A 14,492-nucleotide genomic window follows, 5' to 3' on the forward strand; every position below is an offset into this window, starting at 1 on the left:
TGCTGTCGATGCAAGCCGAGATTAAAGCCTTGACCAACTATCACTGGTGGCCCGCTTGACTAGCCTAATTATTTCGGGGGTATGCTATTCGGATTTGGTATAAGTCGCTGCCCCAAGAGGCTAAGCAGATCTTTATGGCAGCTTTTAATGCTGCTTCGAGTGATGGTTTTAGCGAAGATGGTGCCCGCGACGTGGCTTGGAGTTCGGTGAAAAACACCTTTGCTCAAGATAACAACGGTGCGTGGTATTTCAGAGCTGAAGACCGCGACTCTAGAAGCCAAACAGGTACAATGCCCGGCAACTAAGCTGGTTTAAGGTTAGCGCTATGCACTAATTGTGGCGTAGATACCTTTTAAATCGGCGTTTGGCTGGAGCTATTAAACATAAAGTGGGCACTGCTGTGAATAAGATTAAATTCGTAGCAGTGCCCACTTATCTTGAGAAAAAGAACGAAAATAAAAAGAGCTTCATAGCTATGAATCTGGCGTTTTAGACTGTCCTGATTTGGATTTTTCCTGGTTAAATTATCAAATATATCTTCGACATTCCTGAGCTGAAAAAGAGCTAACATATTAAAGATGATCGCCGTTAGTGCTGTAGGCTTTGGCGAGCCGGACAAAATTTATACAATCTATGGTTTATCGATTTCAGTTGTTAAGCAGGCTTTCGCGTAGTCGTTCGGAGAGCGATCGCCCCGTCCCTCCCCGCTGCACCAAAATCAGCTCAGCGCCGATGCTGACCGCAATTTCTTCGGGGGTGAGTGCTCCAATATCTAATCCAATGGGGCCATAGATATGGGCTAATTTTTCTTTAGCAATGCCGGTCTGTGCGATCGCCCCATAGACCTGGCGCACCCGCTTTTCGCTGCCGATCATGCCGATATAGCGGCAGGGAATAGAACGCTGAAGCAACTGTTGAAGGGCGTCGAGATCGTAGGTGTAACCGCGTGTGACCAGGGCAGCGTAGAGGTTTTGGTGGGCGGCGAGGGTGGCGATCGCAGCCCCAATTTCTCCTATCAAAACCTGGTTGGCTTGGGGATAGTGTTTAGCGTTGGCCCAATCGGGGCGATCGTCTTGCACCACAATTTGAAAACCGATTAGAGCAGCGACTTTAGCGAGTTGAATGCCCACGTGACCGGCCCCGACGATCAGCAGCGTGGGCGGCGGTTCGAGGGTTTCGACAAAGGCGATCGCCGCATCTATGGAAACACGCTTGTCTTCTAGGTAGGGATTGTGAACCCCGTCTAAGGGTGTTACCAGCGTTGCCGACTGCCCCTGATGGAGCCGGTGCAAAATCCTTTGCACTAAGGATTTTGCCGCTTCTCCCTGCCATCGTTCGAGCCACACCCGCATGTGGCCCCCACAGATTCCTTGAGTCTGTCGTTGGGGAGCGCCAGAAAGGTCAATGTCCACAAACTGCTTTTCGCCAGTTTGCAGCACCTCCTTGGCTTGACGAATCACTTTGGCTTCTCCGGCACCGCCACCAATGGTGTTAAAGGCCTGACCAGTAGCATCAACGACTAACTTGGCTCCCACTTCGCGGGGAACGGAACCCTTGACGCTGGTAACGGTGGCAAGAACCGCCGGGCCATAGGCAAGAGCCTGCGCCAGTTGTTGAAAGCAGTTGGGCATGAAGTTAAAGCTTGTAAATTGGAAGTCACCTTAGTTTTTTGAGCTTTTCATCGATTAGTTTTATTTCGCTTAATATCTGTTGAACAGTAGCTTTTAGCGTTGATGGATCTAGAGGTTGTTGAACTCTCGCCGCAGTATGAGCTATTTCTCCTCTGCTTGTCGCAAAAGATGTAATAGTATTCAGCCAGGTAGTATCGATTTCTGAGTACTCAAAGCCGACCGGCAATAGCATTGCTAGCACATTAGCCTCCTTTATTCCGTGGTTTTGACGTAGCCCATGAATAAATGATGAGAGGGCTTTATTAACCCTTGTTTCTATATCAGGCTCTGAAATCTTATTTTCATGGAAAGACACTAGAGAAAGAAGTACATTGCTTTTCACTCTGGTGTTTTTCCACTTTCGAAATGCTTCTTTCGCCTTCTTTTCAGATATTTCTTCAAAATAAGATTCAATTTCTGCATGTACTAAGAGAAGATATGCTCTGATATCGTCTTGTTCTTTTGCTGTGTAATTACCAGAAGGCCTTACGGAAGGAAGATATAATGTTTCGATCACTCTAATGCGATTCTCAAGTTGAATATATCTCTGCGAATTGGCCATCGTGACTCTCTAGTCAATCTTGGGAATTATGACGTCATAATTTGTTACTTCTCGGAGCGCTTGCCCCCAAGTAGCGTAACGCTTATTGGTCGGTTGTAAGTTCTTAGTTGATGTCTCAAAAGAGTTCAAAAATTCAACATCATCTTTACAGAGATCTCTAAATTTTGACTCGATCTTAGTATAGTCTTCTACCGCAGATCTAACAGCGTGATCAGAGAAGTAGTAGACCATGATATCGAAAACTGCACGATTGAATCGACCTTGATATTTACCATCCTTCCATTTCCTGAAAGCATTTTTATCCCAGATGGCATATGTAAAGTCGATTGCACTATTTAAATCCTGCGCATGATTCTCAATTTCATTCTCTCTTTTTTTCCAAGACTTGTTGAGTTTCTTAACCGTCGTATCAAAGAAATTTTTCAGGTTCCCAGTATACTCTTCAGCATAGTATTTAAAGGCAAAATATCTGATCACTAATTCGACATCTCTCATCCTATAATCAGGTTTCTTGATATTGAGAATTTTCTGTATTTGATTGCTTTGAATCGAAAATTCATCAGCAAAGTCAATAAATTTTCCAGGATGAAGTGCTTGCCTTAGCTCCTGGGGGGCAAGAGGTAAGCTACCTGTGTTTAATCTTAAAAAAACGTTATACAAAAATTCTTCATTTGGCCAGTTTCTAATTACAATTGTCCTGATCGTCTGATTTTCAATGGCAGTAGCGTAATCTTCAAGAACAGGATTTCCCTCAAGGTCAATGAATGAGAGCTGGTTGAGTATGGATAGTGAATTAAGGCCTGTTAGCTTCAGCCTGGGAAACTCTTCATCATGCAGCTTAGAAAAAAATTGCCGAATGCTAATAAGTCTCTGTTTCCCATCAATAACAATATACGTTCCTTTTTTGTCCTTTCTTTCTGCAAGGATAATTTGAGGAATGGGAAGTCCTAGGATAAGCGATTCAATGAAACGGCTCTTGCGAGGAGGTGTCCATGCTTCTCGTCTTTGAAACTTAGGATCAAGATCTATATTCCCTTTGTTTAACTGATTGACAATTGTGTCTGTTGTCCAATCTGTCCCCCAGATTACAGCTTGCTGAAAATCAGCCAAGTTGACAATCACATCGTCTTCATTTTCTTGCCCTACACTTTCTATTTCATCAAACATAGTCATTTGAGCCATTAGTTTATTATTGTCAGCTAAAACCATACTTATAATTCTACCAATTGCCCCTGCCCCACCGTCGCCTTCACCGCCTCGATCGCCCACAACGTTGCCTCTGGGGTTGCCGGTAGCGCCAGAGGCACATAGTTGGCATTGCCGAAGGCGGCCACCGCCGCGCGAATCGCTTCCCGCACGGCGATCGCCAGCATAAACGGTGGTTCGCCCACGGCTTTGCTGCCGTAGATCACGCCATCCTGGGCGGCGCGCTCCAGCAGGTGTACGGTAAACTGCTCGGGCACTTCGCTGATGGTAGGAATTTTGTAAGTGCTGGGGGCAAAGGTGCGCAGGCGGCCTTCCGCGTCCCACACCAGCTCTTCCATGGTCAGCCAGCCCATGCCTTGCACAAACGCCCCTTCGATCTGGCCCTTATCTACTAAAGGATTGAGGGATTCGCCCACGTCATGAACAATGTCAACCTGGCGCAGTTTGAAGGTGCCGGTGAAACCATCGACCTCGACTTCACAGACCGCTGCGCCGTAGGCGAAGTAGTAGAAAGGACGACCTTTACCGAGCTTTGCATCCCAAAAAATGTTGGGGGTGCGGTAGAAGCCGGTGGCGGAGAGGCTGATCCGTTCGCTGTAGGCCTGCTGCACCACCTCGTCGAAGGCAATGCGGGCGCTAGGGTAGGTGCGGCAATAGATCCAGTCGTCTTCGAAGACCATGTCTTCGGGGGCGTCGAGATTCAGCATGTGCACGGCGACGGCGGCGAGGCGATCGCGCAAAATCTCACAGGCATTCTTGACCGCCTGACCATTTAGGTCTGAGCCACTGGAGGCGGCGGTGGCTGAGGTGTTGGGCACTTTGTCGGTGCTGGTGGGCATCATGCGTAGGCGATCGCTCGTCACCCCCAGGGCTTTGGCCGCTACCTGAATCATTTTGGTGTGCAGCCCCTGACCCATTTCGGTGCCGCCGTGGTTGAGCTGAATGCTGCCGTCGGTGTAGATCAGCACCAGCGCCCCGGCCTGGTTGTAGGTGACTTTGTTGAAGGAAATGCCGAATTTGACTGGGGTGATGGCCAGACCACGCTTACTGTAGAGGCTGGTTTCGTTAAAGGCAGCAATTTCGGTCTGGCGCACGTCGTAGTTGGCATTCACCTTGGCCTCTTGCCAAACGCGGGCGATGCGGTTGTCAACGATGTCTTGGTCGTAGTGGGTGCGGTTGGTGTCGCCCTCGCCGTGGTAAAAGTTGCGATCGCGCACCACGTCGGGGGGCAGGTTGAGGGTGCGGGCAATTCTGTCCACGACCTCCTCAATCACGATCATGCCCTGGGGGCCACCAAAGCCGCGATAGGCAGTGTTCGACACGCGGTGGGTCTTGGCGATGTGCCCTTCGACCACCAGGTTGGGCACGTAGTAAGCGTTATCCACATGCAGCATGGCCCGGCCCAGCACCGGGGGCGACAGATCAAGGCTCCAGCCGCCGTCGGCGGTGAGCACCACCTTCATCGCCGTCAGGGTACCGTCGCTGGTGAAACCGACTTCATACTCACCCAAAAAGCCGTGGCGCTTGCCGGTGATCAGCATGTCGTGGTGGCGGCGCAGTCGGCAGCGGGCGGGGCGACCTGTCTTGTAGGTAGCCAGGGCTGCGGCTGCAGCAAAGGGGTTCGACTGGGATTCTTTGCCGCCAAAGCCACCGCCCATGCGCAGGCAGGTGCAAACCACCCGGTTTTTGGGCAGGCCGAGAATGCGGGCGACGATCTCCTGGGTTTCGGTGGGGTGCTGGGTGGAGGTGTAGAGCTGGAGGTTGCCTTCGCCATCGGGAATGGCCCAACTGACCTGGGTTTCGAGATAAAAATGGTCTTGGCCGCCGATTTCAATTTCGCCCTTAAAGGTATGCTCAGCCTCGGCGATCGCCGCATCGGGGTCACCCCGGCGAATGACTTGGGGAGCGTCTTGGTAACTGTGGGCTGCGATCGCCTCCTTCACCGTCTTGATCGCGGGCAATGGCTCGTACTCCACCACAATCTTGGCTGCCCCTTCTCTAGCGGCGGCTTCGTCTTCACCTACGGCCCAGGCGACGACCTGGCCGTAGTAGCTGATTTCATCCGTTGGCAACAGCACTTCGTCGGGGACGATGACGCCAGTGTTGTTTTCCCCTGGCACATCGGCAGCGGTGAGCACGGTAACGCAGCCCGCTACCGCCATGGCTGGGGCCACATCTAGCTTGGTGATTCGCGCCCGCGCGTGGGGTGAGAGCACCGGATACAGCGACAGCATCCCCGCTGGTTGGCGCTGGTCGTCGGTGTAGACGGCTGTGCCGCTGACGTGAGCCACGGCGCTTTCGTGACTTTTGGGCTTGCCGACTGGGCTCATGGTGATACCTCGCTGGAAACTTTGGATTTTAGATGGGGGATTTTGGCTGTCTCCGTCTGCAAAAAACTGTCAACCGCAGGGTGCATCCGCAAAGCGATGCACCACAGCAGATGCTCAGGCTTAAGAAAATTCCACAAAAAACTTTTCAAACAGATTCACCACCAAGCGCTTGCGGTACTCAGCGCTGCCGCGTAGGTCGGTGAGCGGGGTAAACGCCGCCTGAAGAATGGGTTTTACCGCCTGAATGGTGTCATCGTTCCAGGGCTTGCCGACTAGGAAGGATTCGGCGGCGATCGCCCTGGCCGGAGTCGCCGCCACCCCGCCATAGCCCAACCGCGCATGGAGAATCTGATTGCCGCTATCCACATCCACCACAAAAGCCGCCGCCACAATGCTGATGTCATCGGTGCCGCGCTTGCCAATTTTGTAGGACTGGCTCAGTCGGCGCTCTGTCCCAAGAGTAAGGGCTTTGGGAATTTGCACTGAAACAATGACCTCTCCCGGCTGCAATTCGGTTTGGCGGTAGCCGGTAAAGAAGTTGGCTAAAGGCAGCCTTCTTTCGCCCCCAGGGCCAGCTAGCTTCAAAACCGCATCCAGCGATAGGAGTACTGGAGGCAGGTCGCCAATCGGGGAAGCGGTGCCGATGTTGCCGCCCAGGGTGGCCCGGTTGCGCACCTGTCGGGCCGCAAACCAGTGGATCATTTCATCCAGGCTGGGGAAGATGCTGTGTAGGTTGGCCTCAATGTGGCTAAGGGGCACCGCCGCACCAATTTCGACATAGTCTTCGGTTTGGTGGATCTGCTTCAGTTCGGCGATCGCTTCCAAAGAGATCAATGTGGGGTAGTGCTGCCGGTGCCAGCTCATTTCCAAGCCCAGGTCTGTTGCTCCAGCGACCAGGGTGGCGTCGGGATGCTGCTGCAACAAATTCAGCACCTCTGACAGTTGAGTGGGCCGGTAAAACTGCTCGCTGGGGCCGTTGTTTTGGGTGGTGTAGGCCAGGGGCGAAAGCACGGTGGATGCTGACACCAACTGCTCCGCAAAGGTATCCTGGGGTGCCGCTGCGGCTACCAGTTGAGCGGCGCGACGAATGGGGATGTAGCCCGTGCAGCGGCAGAGGTTGCCCTCCACCGAGAGGTCGTTGGGGGTGCCATCGTAGTAGGCGGCAAACAAGCTCATGACGAAGCCGGGGGTGCAGTAGCCGCACTGAGAGCCGCCCGTTTCGACCATAGCCGCCTGCACAGGATGAAGCTGGTCGGCGGTGACGGGCTCCTTAACAAAGGCATTTTTAGGAATGTGGCCTTGGGTGATGCCGTCGGCGGTTAAGACCTGCCGCCCCGCGATCGCCCCCAGGGGAATCAGGCAGCTATTCACCGCTTGGTAATGGGGTTGGCCGTTGGCCCCCTCGCCAATCAGGGCTACAGTGCAGGCACCGCAGTCGCCGTCGCCGCAGCCTTCCTTGGTGCCCGATCGCCCGCTCAGGCGCAGATACTCCAGCAACGTCATTGCGGGCGAAACGTCTTTAACAGAGACAGGCTCTCCATTAACCGTAAAACTGAGTTGAATGTCGAGTTGTTGAGTCACAGGTGCTTTAGGCAGCTAAAAACGTATATCCACGGGCCATGAGATTAGTGTTCAACTTAGCGACAATTTAGTAGACAAAATGACAAATTGACTAAATTTAATTTGAGTTTCGGACGCTGACTGAAGCCTGATTGCGTGAGCTGGGGATTGAACCGGTGCGTCAGGTGGCGATTCGCGGAGCGATCCGTCCCGGAATCGCAGCCGACTGGTTGGCGTTGTGATTTCTGCGGGTAGAGTTGATTAAATCAAGGACTCGCAATGCCAAAATGGCGATTAGCAAACCCGGTAAGGTGCGCTTGTCTAATTCTGCGAGTGCCTAGCCCTCTGGCCACATCCCAAATTGATGTCGTTGCCCATCGCGATCGGTCATGCTAGACAAAAGCGATTTTCTGCACAACCATGACTTCATCTGCTTTGGCTTCCGCCCCTGCTACCACAGCTCTGCTAGAGGCCCTGCACTTTTCAGCCACCAAACATAGCGACCAGCGCCGCAAAGATAAAGCAGCCTCGCCCTACATTAACCATCCCATTCGGGTCGCGCAACTCCTAGCCAGCAAGGGCGGCGTGACCGATCTGGTGACCCTACAGGCTGCCATTCTCCACGACACGGTAGAAGACACCGACACCACCCCTGAGGAAATCGAGCGCCACTTTGGCCCTGAGGTGCGGCGAGTGGTGGAAGAAGTCACTGACGATAAATCTTTGCCCAAGGCAGAGCGCAAACAACAGCAAGTGGAGCACTCTCCCCACCTGTCGCCCCAGGCCAAGCAGCTCAAAATTGCCGACAAAGCCGCCAATGTGCAAAACATCACCACCTCGCCCCCCGACGGCTGGTCGCTAGAGCGGAAGCGCGAATATTTGGACTGGGCCGATCGGGTGGTGGCCGGGTGCCGGGGCTGCAACCCAGTCCTAGAAGCCGTTTATGACGAGATCATGGCTCAGGGACGACAGGCGTTGGCAACGGCGGCCGCGTAGATCAAGCGGCCTGAGGAGTAAGGGACGGGGGCTGCTAGTGGTCTGTTAAGACTAGAAGCTGAGATCGTGGCTACTGCTAGCCTGTTCCTTGCGTGCGGTGCATTGCTTCGCGAATGCACCCTACAAACGGCCTCACACCGACTCTCTTCACCTCCTCAAATGTGACGAAACACTAGTTGTTTATATGCTGGTACAGCACCTGGGCCGCAGCATCCAGGGTGGGGCCAAATACCAACACCCCCTCCTCGTGCCCTGCCATGATCAAAATGCGGGTTTGCATCAGGTCGTCATGATCCAACAGCCGCATCATTTCGTAGGCCATCGCCGGGGTGCCGTAGGGAACGCTGGCGGCGGTGGTGGGCAGTACTGCCTGGCCACGCTGCCACAGTGGGCGATTGTGAACGTGAATGATTGCTTGAATAGCGCTGCTGTAGTCGTAGAGGGCCGCGTGGGTGAGCGATTCAGACGAGGCCTGAATTGGCCCGGTGCAGTGCAGGGTGTTGCGATCGATATCCCAGGCGTCAACGAGGGTGTAGTGGTGGGGAGTGGTTTGAGCCAGGTGCCCGGTTTGGGTGCCCGACACGGCAAAGCTGCGGGTCGATCGCCTGACGCTGATATTTCCATAGCCAATGCCGTTGGGGTAAAGGCCAATGAGTTGGGCCTGCCAGATGCGATCGCGCCACTCTATCAATTCCGCCAGCTCCGCTGCTTCTAGGGGCGCACCGATTGTCCAGTCGCTGACGTACTTAATTACCCCTTCGTCAAACGTCATGGCGATCGCCCTTAGGCCATCTCTGGAAACAGGCTCAGCAGCCCAGCCTCCGAGGCTGGACAGATGCCCCGTTCGGTAATCAAGCCCGTCACTAGACGAGCGGGGGTGACATCAAAGGCGTAGTTGGCGGCGGGGGAAGACTCGGGGCAAATCAGCACCGAGGTGACGCCGTGGGGAGATAGCCCATCGATGTACTTCACTTCATCCTGGCTGCGCTGCTCGATGGGAATCTCTTTCACCCCATCTCGCAGGGTCCAGTCAATGGTAGAGGAGGGCAGGGCCACATAGAAGGGCACGCCGTTGTCGTGGGCGGCTAGAGCTTTAAGGTAGGTGCCAATTTTGTTGGCGACATCGCCCTGGCGGGTGGTGCGATCGGTGCCCACGATCGCCAGATCGACCAGGCCGTGCTGCATCAGATGGCCCCCGGCATTGTCAGGGATGACGGTGTGCGGCACCCCATGCTGCCCTAGTTCCCAGGCGGTGAGCTTGGCCCCTTGGTTGCGGGGGCGGGTTTCATCGACCCAAACGTGAACGGGCAGGCCGCGATCGTGGGCGTGGTAAATGGGAGAGGTGGCGGTGCCCCAGTCGACACAGGCCAGCCAGCCCGCGTTGCAGTGGGTCAAAATGTTGACGGGCTGCCCAGTGCGGGCATAGATGTCTTCGATCAGTTGCACCCCGTGCAGCCCGATCTGGCGGCACTGTTCTTCGTCGGCAGTGAGGATGGCCTCGGCGTTTTGCCGCAGGCGATCGACTGCTTCTGAGGCTGTTGCTACCTGCTCTAGGGCCTCCATCTGAGAGGTCAACGCCCAGTGCAGGTTGACCGCCGTGGGGCGAGTTTGGCCCAGGCTGTGGGCGGCCTGGGTCAAAACGCCGCGAAAGTCTGGCTCAGCAACCGCGTCGAGGGCCGCCAAATACATGCCCATGGCGGCGGTGGCCCCAATTAGCGGGGCACCGCGTACCACCATGTCTTTGATGGCGTAGGCCGCCTCATCCACCGAAGCCAGATCCATCCAGGTGAGCTGGTGGGGCAACTGACGCTGGTCAATCACCTGCACCACGCGAGGATTATCTGGGTGTAAACGAATGCTTCTTGTCGGCTCGCCGTTAATTTTCACAGGCCCGTTCTAGCCCCCAAAATTCCACTGTTTATTATGACAGACCGCAGCGGTAGGTATGGTAGCGGACGGCTCATCCTTCCACCGCGCCCAGGCTTTTGAGGATGGCAATTTCGCTGGGTGAGAGGCCGGTGATGCCGGTGATATTCATTGCTTCGTAGAGGCGATCGGGTCGCAGCACGGCGAGGCATTCCCCAGTTTCGATATTCCACAGGCGAATGGTTTCGTCGAGGCTGCAACTGGCCAGCATGGGGTAGCGGCTACCGGGGGCGGGGGTCGGCAGAAAGAGAACGGCGGTGACGATGGAGGTGTGGCCCTCGATCACCCGCAGGCAATCCCAGGTGGCGACATCCCAGACGCGGATGGTGCGATCGCTGCGACCGCTTACCAGCAGCGACCCGTCGGGGCTAAAGACTAGCCCGCCGTGAATGCCGGTGTGCCCCTCCAGCTTGCGGAGAAATTCCCCGGTTTCGCTATGCCAGAGCTTGATATCGAACAGATTGCCCACGGTAGCCAGCAGCGGCTCGTGGGGGTGAATCGCCACACCCCAGGTATGGCCCTCTTTGCCGCCGCCCACCCGCAGGCTGGCCCCGGTTTCTACATCCCACCAGCGCAGAGCGCCATCGTTGCCCGCGGTGACGAAGTACTGACCCTGGGGATCGATGGCCATACCAAGAAGATAGGCGTCGGGGTTGAGCACGATGCTGCGCAGGCATTCGCCCGTGTCGCTATCCCAGTAGCGAATGGTGGCGTCGGAGCTGGTGGCACTGATCAGGTAGCCCTGGGGCGTGTAGCCAAAGGCCTGAATCCAGGAGTTGTTTTCGCGGCGCAGGATGTAGCGGCAGCGGCCCGTGGCCAGTTCCCAAATCCGCACTTCGCCGTTGAGGCTGGCGCCGGCCAGCAGGTCGCCCCTGGGGTGAAAGGCCACCTTCCAAACGCTGCCCTCGTAGCCGGTGAAGGTTTGCACGCATTCATCGGCCTCGTTCCACAGGCGAATGCTGCCGCCCAGGCCGCCGCTGGCGATCAGATGGCGGTGGGGGTGGCAGGCGATGGAGCGCAGACCGGCGCTGCCGCCTTGGATGGTTTTGAGGCAGTGGCCGGAGGGGGTGGGGGAGTGGGGGTGTGGGAGGGTGGGAGGGTGGATGGGTGAGGGGGTGGGGGAGTGAGGGGGTGGGGGAGATGGGGAGGATGAGGGGGGTGAGGAAGGTGGAAGAGGTGGGGAGGTGAGTGGAGTGGGGGCTTGGATGGTGGTGGTGGGAAAAACCGGGTGGCTGACGTCCCAGAAGCGGATGGTTTGGTCGATGCCGATGCTGACGAGGGCTTGGCCGGGAAGCCACTGGCCGTCGGGGGTGTTGCCGTTGATGAAGGCGACGCCCCAGACGCTGTCGGTGTGGCCGGTGAGGACGGTGAGGCACTGGCCGGTGGCGACATCCCAGAGGCGGAGGGTGCGATCGCTGCTGGCGGTGGCGACCAACTGGCCGTCGGGGCTGAAGTGAACACCGCAGACTTCGGCGGTGTGGCCGCGCAGGGTGTGGAGGCAGGTGCCGGTGGCGATATCCCAAATTTTGACGGTGTGGTCAAAGCTGGAGGTGGCGAAGCGATCACCCGCTGGGTGCATGGCCAGTGCCCAGCACATGCCCATGTGCTCGGTCATGGTGTGCAGGCATTCACCGCTGTCGATATCCCAAACTTTGGCCAGGCCGTCCTGGCCGCAGCTGACCAGGATGTGGCGGGGCGGTTCGCCGGGGGCCAGGGCGATGGGGTGGGGGGCAAAGGCAATGCCGTTGGCGGGGCCGCTGTGGCCGGTGAGCGATCGCAGCACCTCCCCCGTGCGCCAGTTCCACAGCAGAATGGAGCGACTGGTGTCGCCCAAACTGCCCGCTAGCACATTGCCGTCGGGGCTAAAGGCCAGCCCCCAGGGGTGGTCGTAGTGCCAGGTTTGCAGGCAGTGGCCAGTGGCCATATTCCAAAATTTGACGCCTGTATCCATGCTGCCGCTGACCAGCACTTGCCCATCTGGGCTAAAGGCCAGGGCAAAGATGTAGGTGCTGTGGGCCTGCATGATGAAGACTGGCAGCCCGGTAGAGGCTTGCCACACCTGCACCATGCCGTCTTCGCCGCCCATGGCAATGAAGTCACCGTCGGCACTGGCAACTAAGGCGTTGGGGTGGGGCACGGGCTCGGCAAAGCGGCAGGCCATCAGGTTGGCGTGGGCCAGGTTAACCCGGTGCAGGGGCGTCTTTTGCAGGCCGGCCTGGCGAATGGTTAGCCCCGAGAGGTCGTAGCCAGTGAGGTCGAGCTTGAGGTGGCACATCAGGTTGAGCAGGTTGCCAACCCCGTAGCTATAGCTCTGGGTAAAGGTTTGCCGCAGCAGGGCCAAGAGCTGCCGCATCTGGCGATCGAGGGCAGCGGTCGAGTTGAAGCGGGCGCAGAGGTTTTGGGCAATGGGCTGCAAAATCAGCCGGGTTTGACTGTCGCGAATGTATTCTTTGGCGGTGGCTTTGACCAGGGCGTAGCGGTCAATCAGTAGCCCCTCTGCTGGGGCTATCTGGGGCATGGCGATGATCTCGTCGCTGATTTGATCAATCAGGCGCTCGGTCACGTACTCCATCACCACGGGCTGTTGGGTAAAGCGGGCCTGTTTTTGCTCGATCAGGCTGCGCCGGGCCAGCGACTCCAGGGTTTCGAGCAGGCGCTGCTTGGGAATGGCGGGCACAATGTCGGTCTGCAAATCGGCGATCGTCACCCAGTCACGGGCGATCGCTAGCCAGGCCATGATCTGCTGCTCCAGGGGCGCAAGGCGCTGGTACTGCTGGTCGAGCAGGCGGCGAATGCCGTTAAAAACGGTGGTTTCTTCCTGAACAAAAGCATCGACATCGCCGCCAAACAGCTCGCGGATGGAGGTGGCCACGATCTTGAGCGCCAGCGGGTTGCCGCTGTAGCTGTCGATCAGGCGATCGCGACCCTGGGGCGATCGCGACAGCCCAATCGCGTCAAAAATCTGGTCAGTATCCGCTGGTGGCAGGCCGGGCAGGGTGAGCGATCGCACCGGCAGCGTCGCCCCCTCCATGTCTGCCAGCACTGAGGGCTTTTCGCGGCTGGTTAGCACCACACAGCTCTGGTGGGGCAGCTCACCCACCTGGCGCAGCAGCTCACCGTAGGCTTCGTAACCTTCACGAAATGCCCCGGTCAATTTGCCCTCTTGCAGCAGGGTTTCGCCGTTGTCGAGCACCAGCAGACACCGTTGCTGCCGCAGGTAGTGCATTAATCGAGAGAGCAGGGGCGCGATCGCCAGCGTCGAAGGGCTTTCCTGCTGACCCGAGAGTACCTGAATCAGATCGCTCAGCAGCAGCTCCAGGGGTGGGGCGTTGCGGAGGGTGCGCCAGATGATGGCGGAGAAGGGGGGAAGGGTGGATGGGTAGGGGGTGGATGGGTGGGAGGGTAAGGGGGTAGGCGAGTGGGAGGGTAAGGGGGTAGGCGAGTGGGAGGGTAGGTAGGTAGAGAGGGAATTTGCTGCCTGGTTTTCTAAGGCATCGGCTTTTGGCTGACTCATCCACCCATCCACCCATCTACCCTCCCACCCATTCACCCATTCACCCTCCCACTCACTCAACCGCTGCGCCAGCTTCACCGACAGCGCGGTCTTGCCAATGCCGCCCATGCCGAGGATAGCGACTAGACGGCAGCGATCGCGCCCGATCCACTCCGCCAGGGTATCTAGTTCACGAGTGCGTCCGTAGAAGAGGGAGGCGTCGATGGCTTCGCCCCAGTCGAGGGTGAGGGGGGTGGGGGGTGAAGGGGTGGATGGGTGAGGGGTAGGGGGTGAGGGGGTGAGGGGGTGGAATGGCGCTGGGTTTTCGGATTGGAGGGGCTCGCCAGGGTTGGGGTGTTGGTAGTCGGTGCGCTCTAGGAGCAGGTCGAAGGCGGCGAAAAATTGGTCGAGGGTTTGTTTGTCGACGCCGTTTTGGCGGTCGAGTACGCGGGTGACGGTGCTGAGGGCGAGGCGGGTGCGATCGCTAATTTCTTCGAGGGTGAAGCGATCGCCGTTGTTGAGGGTGGCCTCCAGTTGGCGGCGGGCTGCATCTAGTTTGCGCTGGCCCGTTAGTGATAAAACAACTCCCCGGCGACGGCTCTTTTTGGCGGGCATAGCGGGTCAAGGTGGGTCAAAGAATGACAGGTCAGCAATACGGTCAACAGCAAGCCCAAGAATGTTACTTATTTTACGTCAGTTAACCGAGATAAGTTCGAGTTAAGCCTGGGCTAGGGCGATGGCCTAGGGCC

10 protein-coding genes are annotated in these 14,492 nt (G+C 56.9%); 2 read left to right on the top strand and 8 right to left on the bottom strand.

Annotation, left to right across the window (positions count from 1 at the left end; all coding sequences use genetic code 11):
• The first annotated feature begins 107 nt into the window (after positions 1 to 107).
• The gene (locus tag H6G07_RS20405) at positions 108 to 305 is read left to right on the top strand and encodes a ChaB family protein (RefSeq protein ID WP_277882096.1); all 198 of its coding nucleotides are present in this window, start codon (positions 108 to 110) and stop codon (positions 303 to 305) included.
• A gap of 342 nt (positions 306 to 647) precedes the next feature.
• Here the strand turns inward: H6G07_RS20405 and H6G07_RS20410 are convergent, their stop codons facing one another.
• The 5 genes from H6G07_RS20410 to xdhA form a co-directional block, all read right to left on the bottom strand.
• Positions 648 to 1,631, bottom strand: a complete 984-nt coding sequence (locus H6G07_RS20410) for an XdhC family protein (protein ID WP_073611308.1) — start codon at positions 1,629 to 1,631, stop codon at positions 648 to 650.
• A gap of 25 nt (positions 1,632 to 1,656) precedes the next feature.
• Entirely contained in the window at positions 1,657 to 2,232 is a 576-nt protein-coding gene (locus tag H6G07_RS20415) for a HEPN domain-containing protein (protein ID WP_073611307.1), read from the bottom strand.
• 9 nt (positions 2,233 to 2,241) lie between these two features.
• The gene (locus H6G07_RS20420) at positions 2,242 to 3,501 is read right to left on the bottom strand and encodes a DUF262 domain-containing protein (RefSeq protein ID WP_139297230.1); all 1,260 of its coding nucleotides are present in this window, start codon (positions 3,499 to 3,501) and stop codon (positions 2,242 to 2,244) included.
• Positions 3,444 to 5,768 carry a xanthine dehydrogenase molybdopterin binding subunit gene (gene xdhB, locus H6G07_RS20425; RefSeq protein ID WP_073611306.1) on the bottom strand — a complete coding sequence of 775 codons (2,325 nt, stop codon included), beginning with the start codon at positions 5,766 to 5,768 and terminating at the stop codon, positions 3,444 to 3,446. Before xdhB ends, H6G07_RS20420 begins: the two co-directional genes overlap by 58 nt.
• Positions 5,769 to 5,888: 120 nt before the next feature.
• Positions 5,889 to 7,349, bottom strand: coding sequence for a xanthine dehydrogenase small subunit (xdhA, locus tag H6G07_RS20430; RefSeq protein ID WP_084173729.1), 1,461 nt, complete (start codon positions 7,347 to 7,349; stop codon positions 5,889 to 5,891).
• A 399-nt stretch (positions 7,350 to 7,748) separates the two neighbouring features.
• On the opposite strand from xdhA, the gene H6G07_RS20435 reads away from it, so the two are divergent.
• Positions 7,749 to 8,324, top strand: a complete 576-nt coding sequence (locus H6G07_RS20435; RefSeq protein ID WP_073611305.1) for an HD domain-containing protein — start codon at positions 7,749 to 7,751, stop codon at positions 8,322 to 8,324.
• Positions 8,325 to 8,496: 172 nt separating this feature from the next.
• Here the strand turns inward: H6G07_RS20435 and H6G07_RS20440 are convergent, their stop codons facing one another.
• The 3 genes from H6G07_RS20440 to H6G07_RS20450 form a co-directional block, all read right to left on the bottom strand.
• On the bottom strand, positions 8,497 to 9,096 hold the full coding sequence (locus H6G07_RS20440) for a class II aldolase/adducin family protein (RefSeq protein WP_073611304.1): 600 nt from the start codon (positions 9,094 to 9,096) through the stop codon (positions 8,497 to 8,499).
• A gap of 11 nt (positions 9,097 to 9,107) precedes the next feature.
• The gene (gene mtnA, locus H6G07_RS20445) at positions 9,108 to 10,211 is read right to left on the bottom strand and encodes an S-methyl-5-thioribose-1-phosphate isomerase (RefSeq protein WP_073611303.1); all 1,104 of its coding nucleotides are present in this window, start codon (positions 10,209 to 10,211) and stop codon (positions 9,108 to 9,110) included.
• Positions 10,212 to 10,284: 73 nt separating this feature from the next.
• Positions 10,285 to 14,358 carry a WD40 repeat domain-containing protein gene (locus H6G07_RS20450; RefSeq protein ID WP_190740762.1) on the bottom strand — a complete coding sequence of 1,358 codons (4,074 nt, stop codon included), beginning with the start codon at positions 14,356 to 14,358 and terminating at the stop codon, positions 10,285 to 10,287.
• Positions 14,359 to 14,492 lie beyond the last annotated feature (134 nt).

Origin of the sequence: Phormidium tenue FACHB-1052 (assembly GCF_014696675.1) — a bacterium.
Lineage (GTDB): Bacteria > Cyanobacteriota > Cyanobacteriia > Phormidesmidales > Phormidesmidaceae > Nodosilinea > Nodosilinea tenuis_A.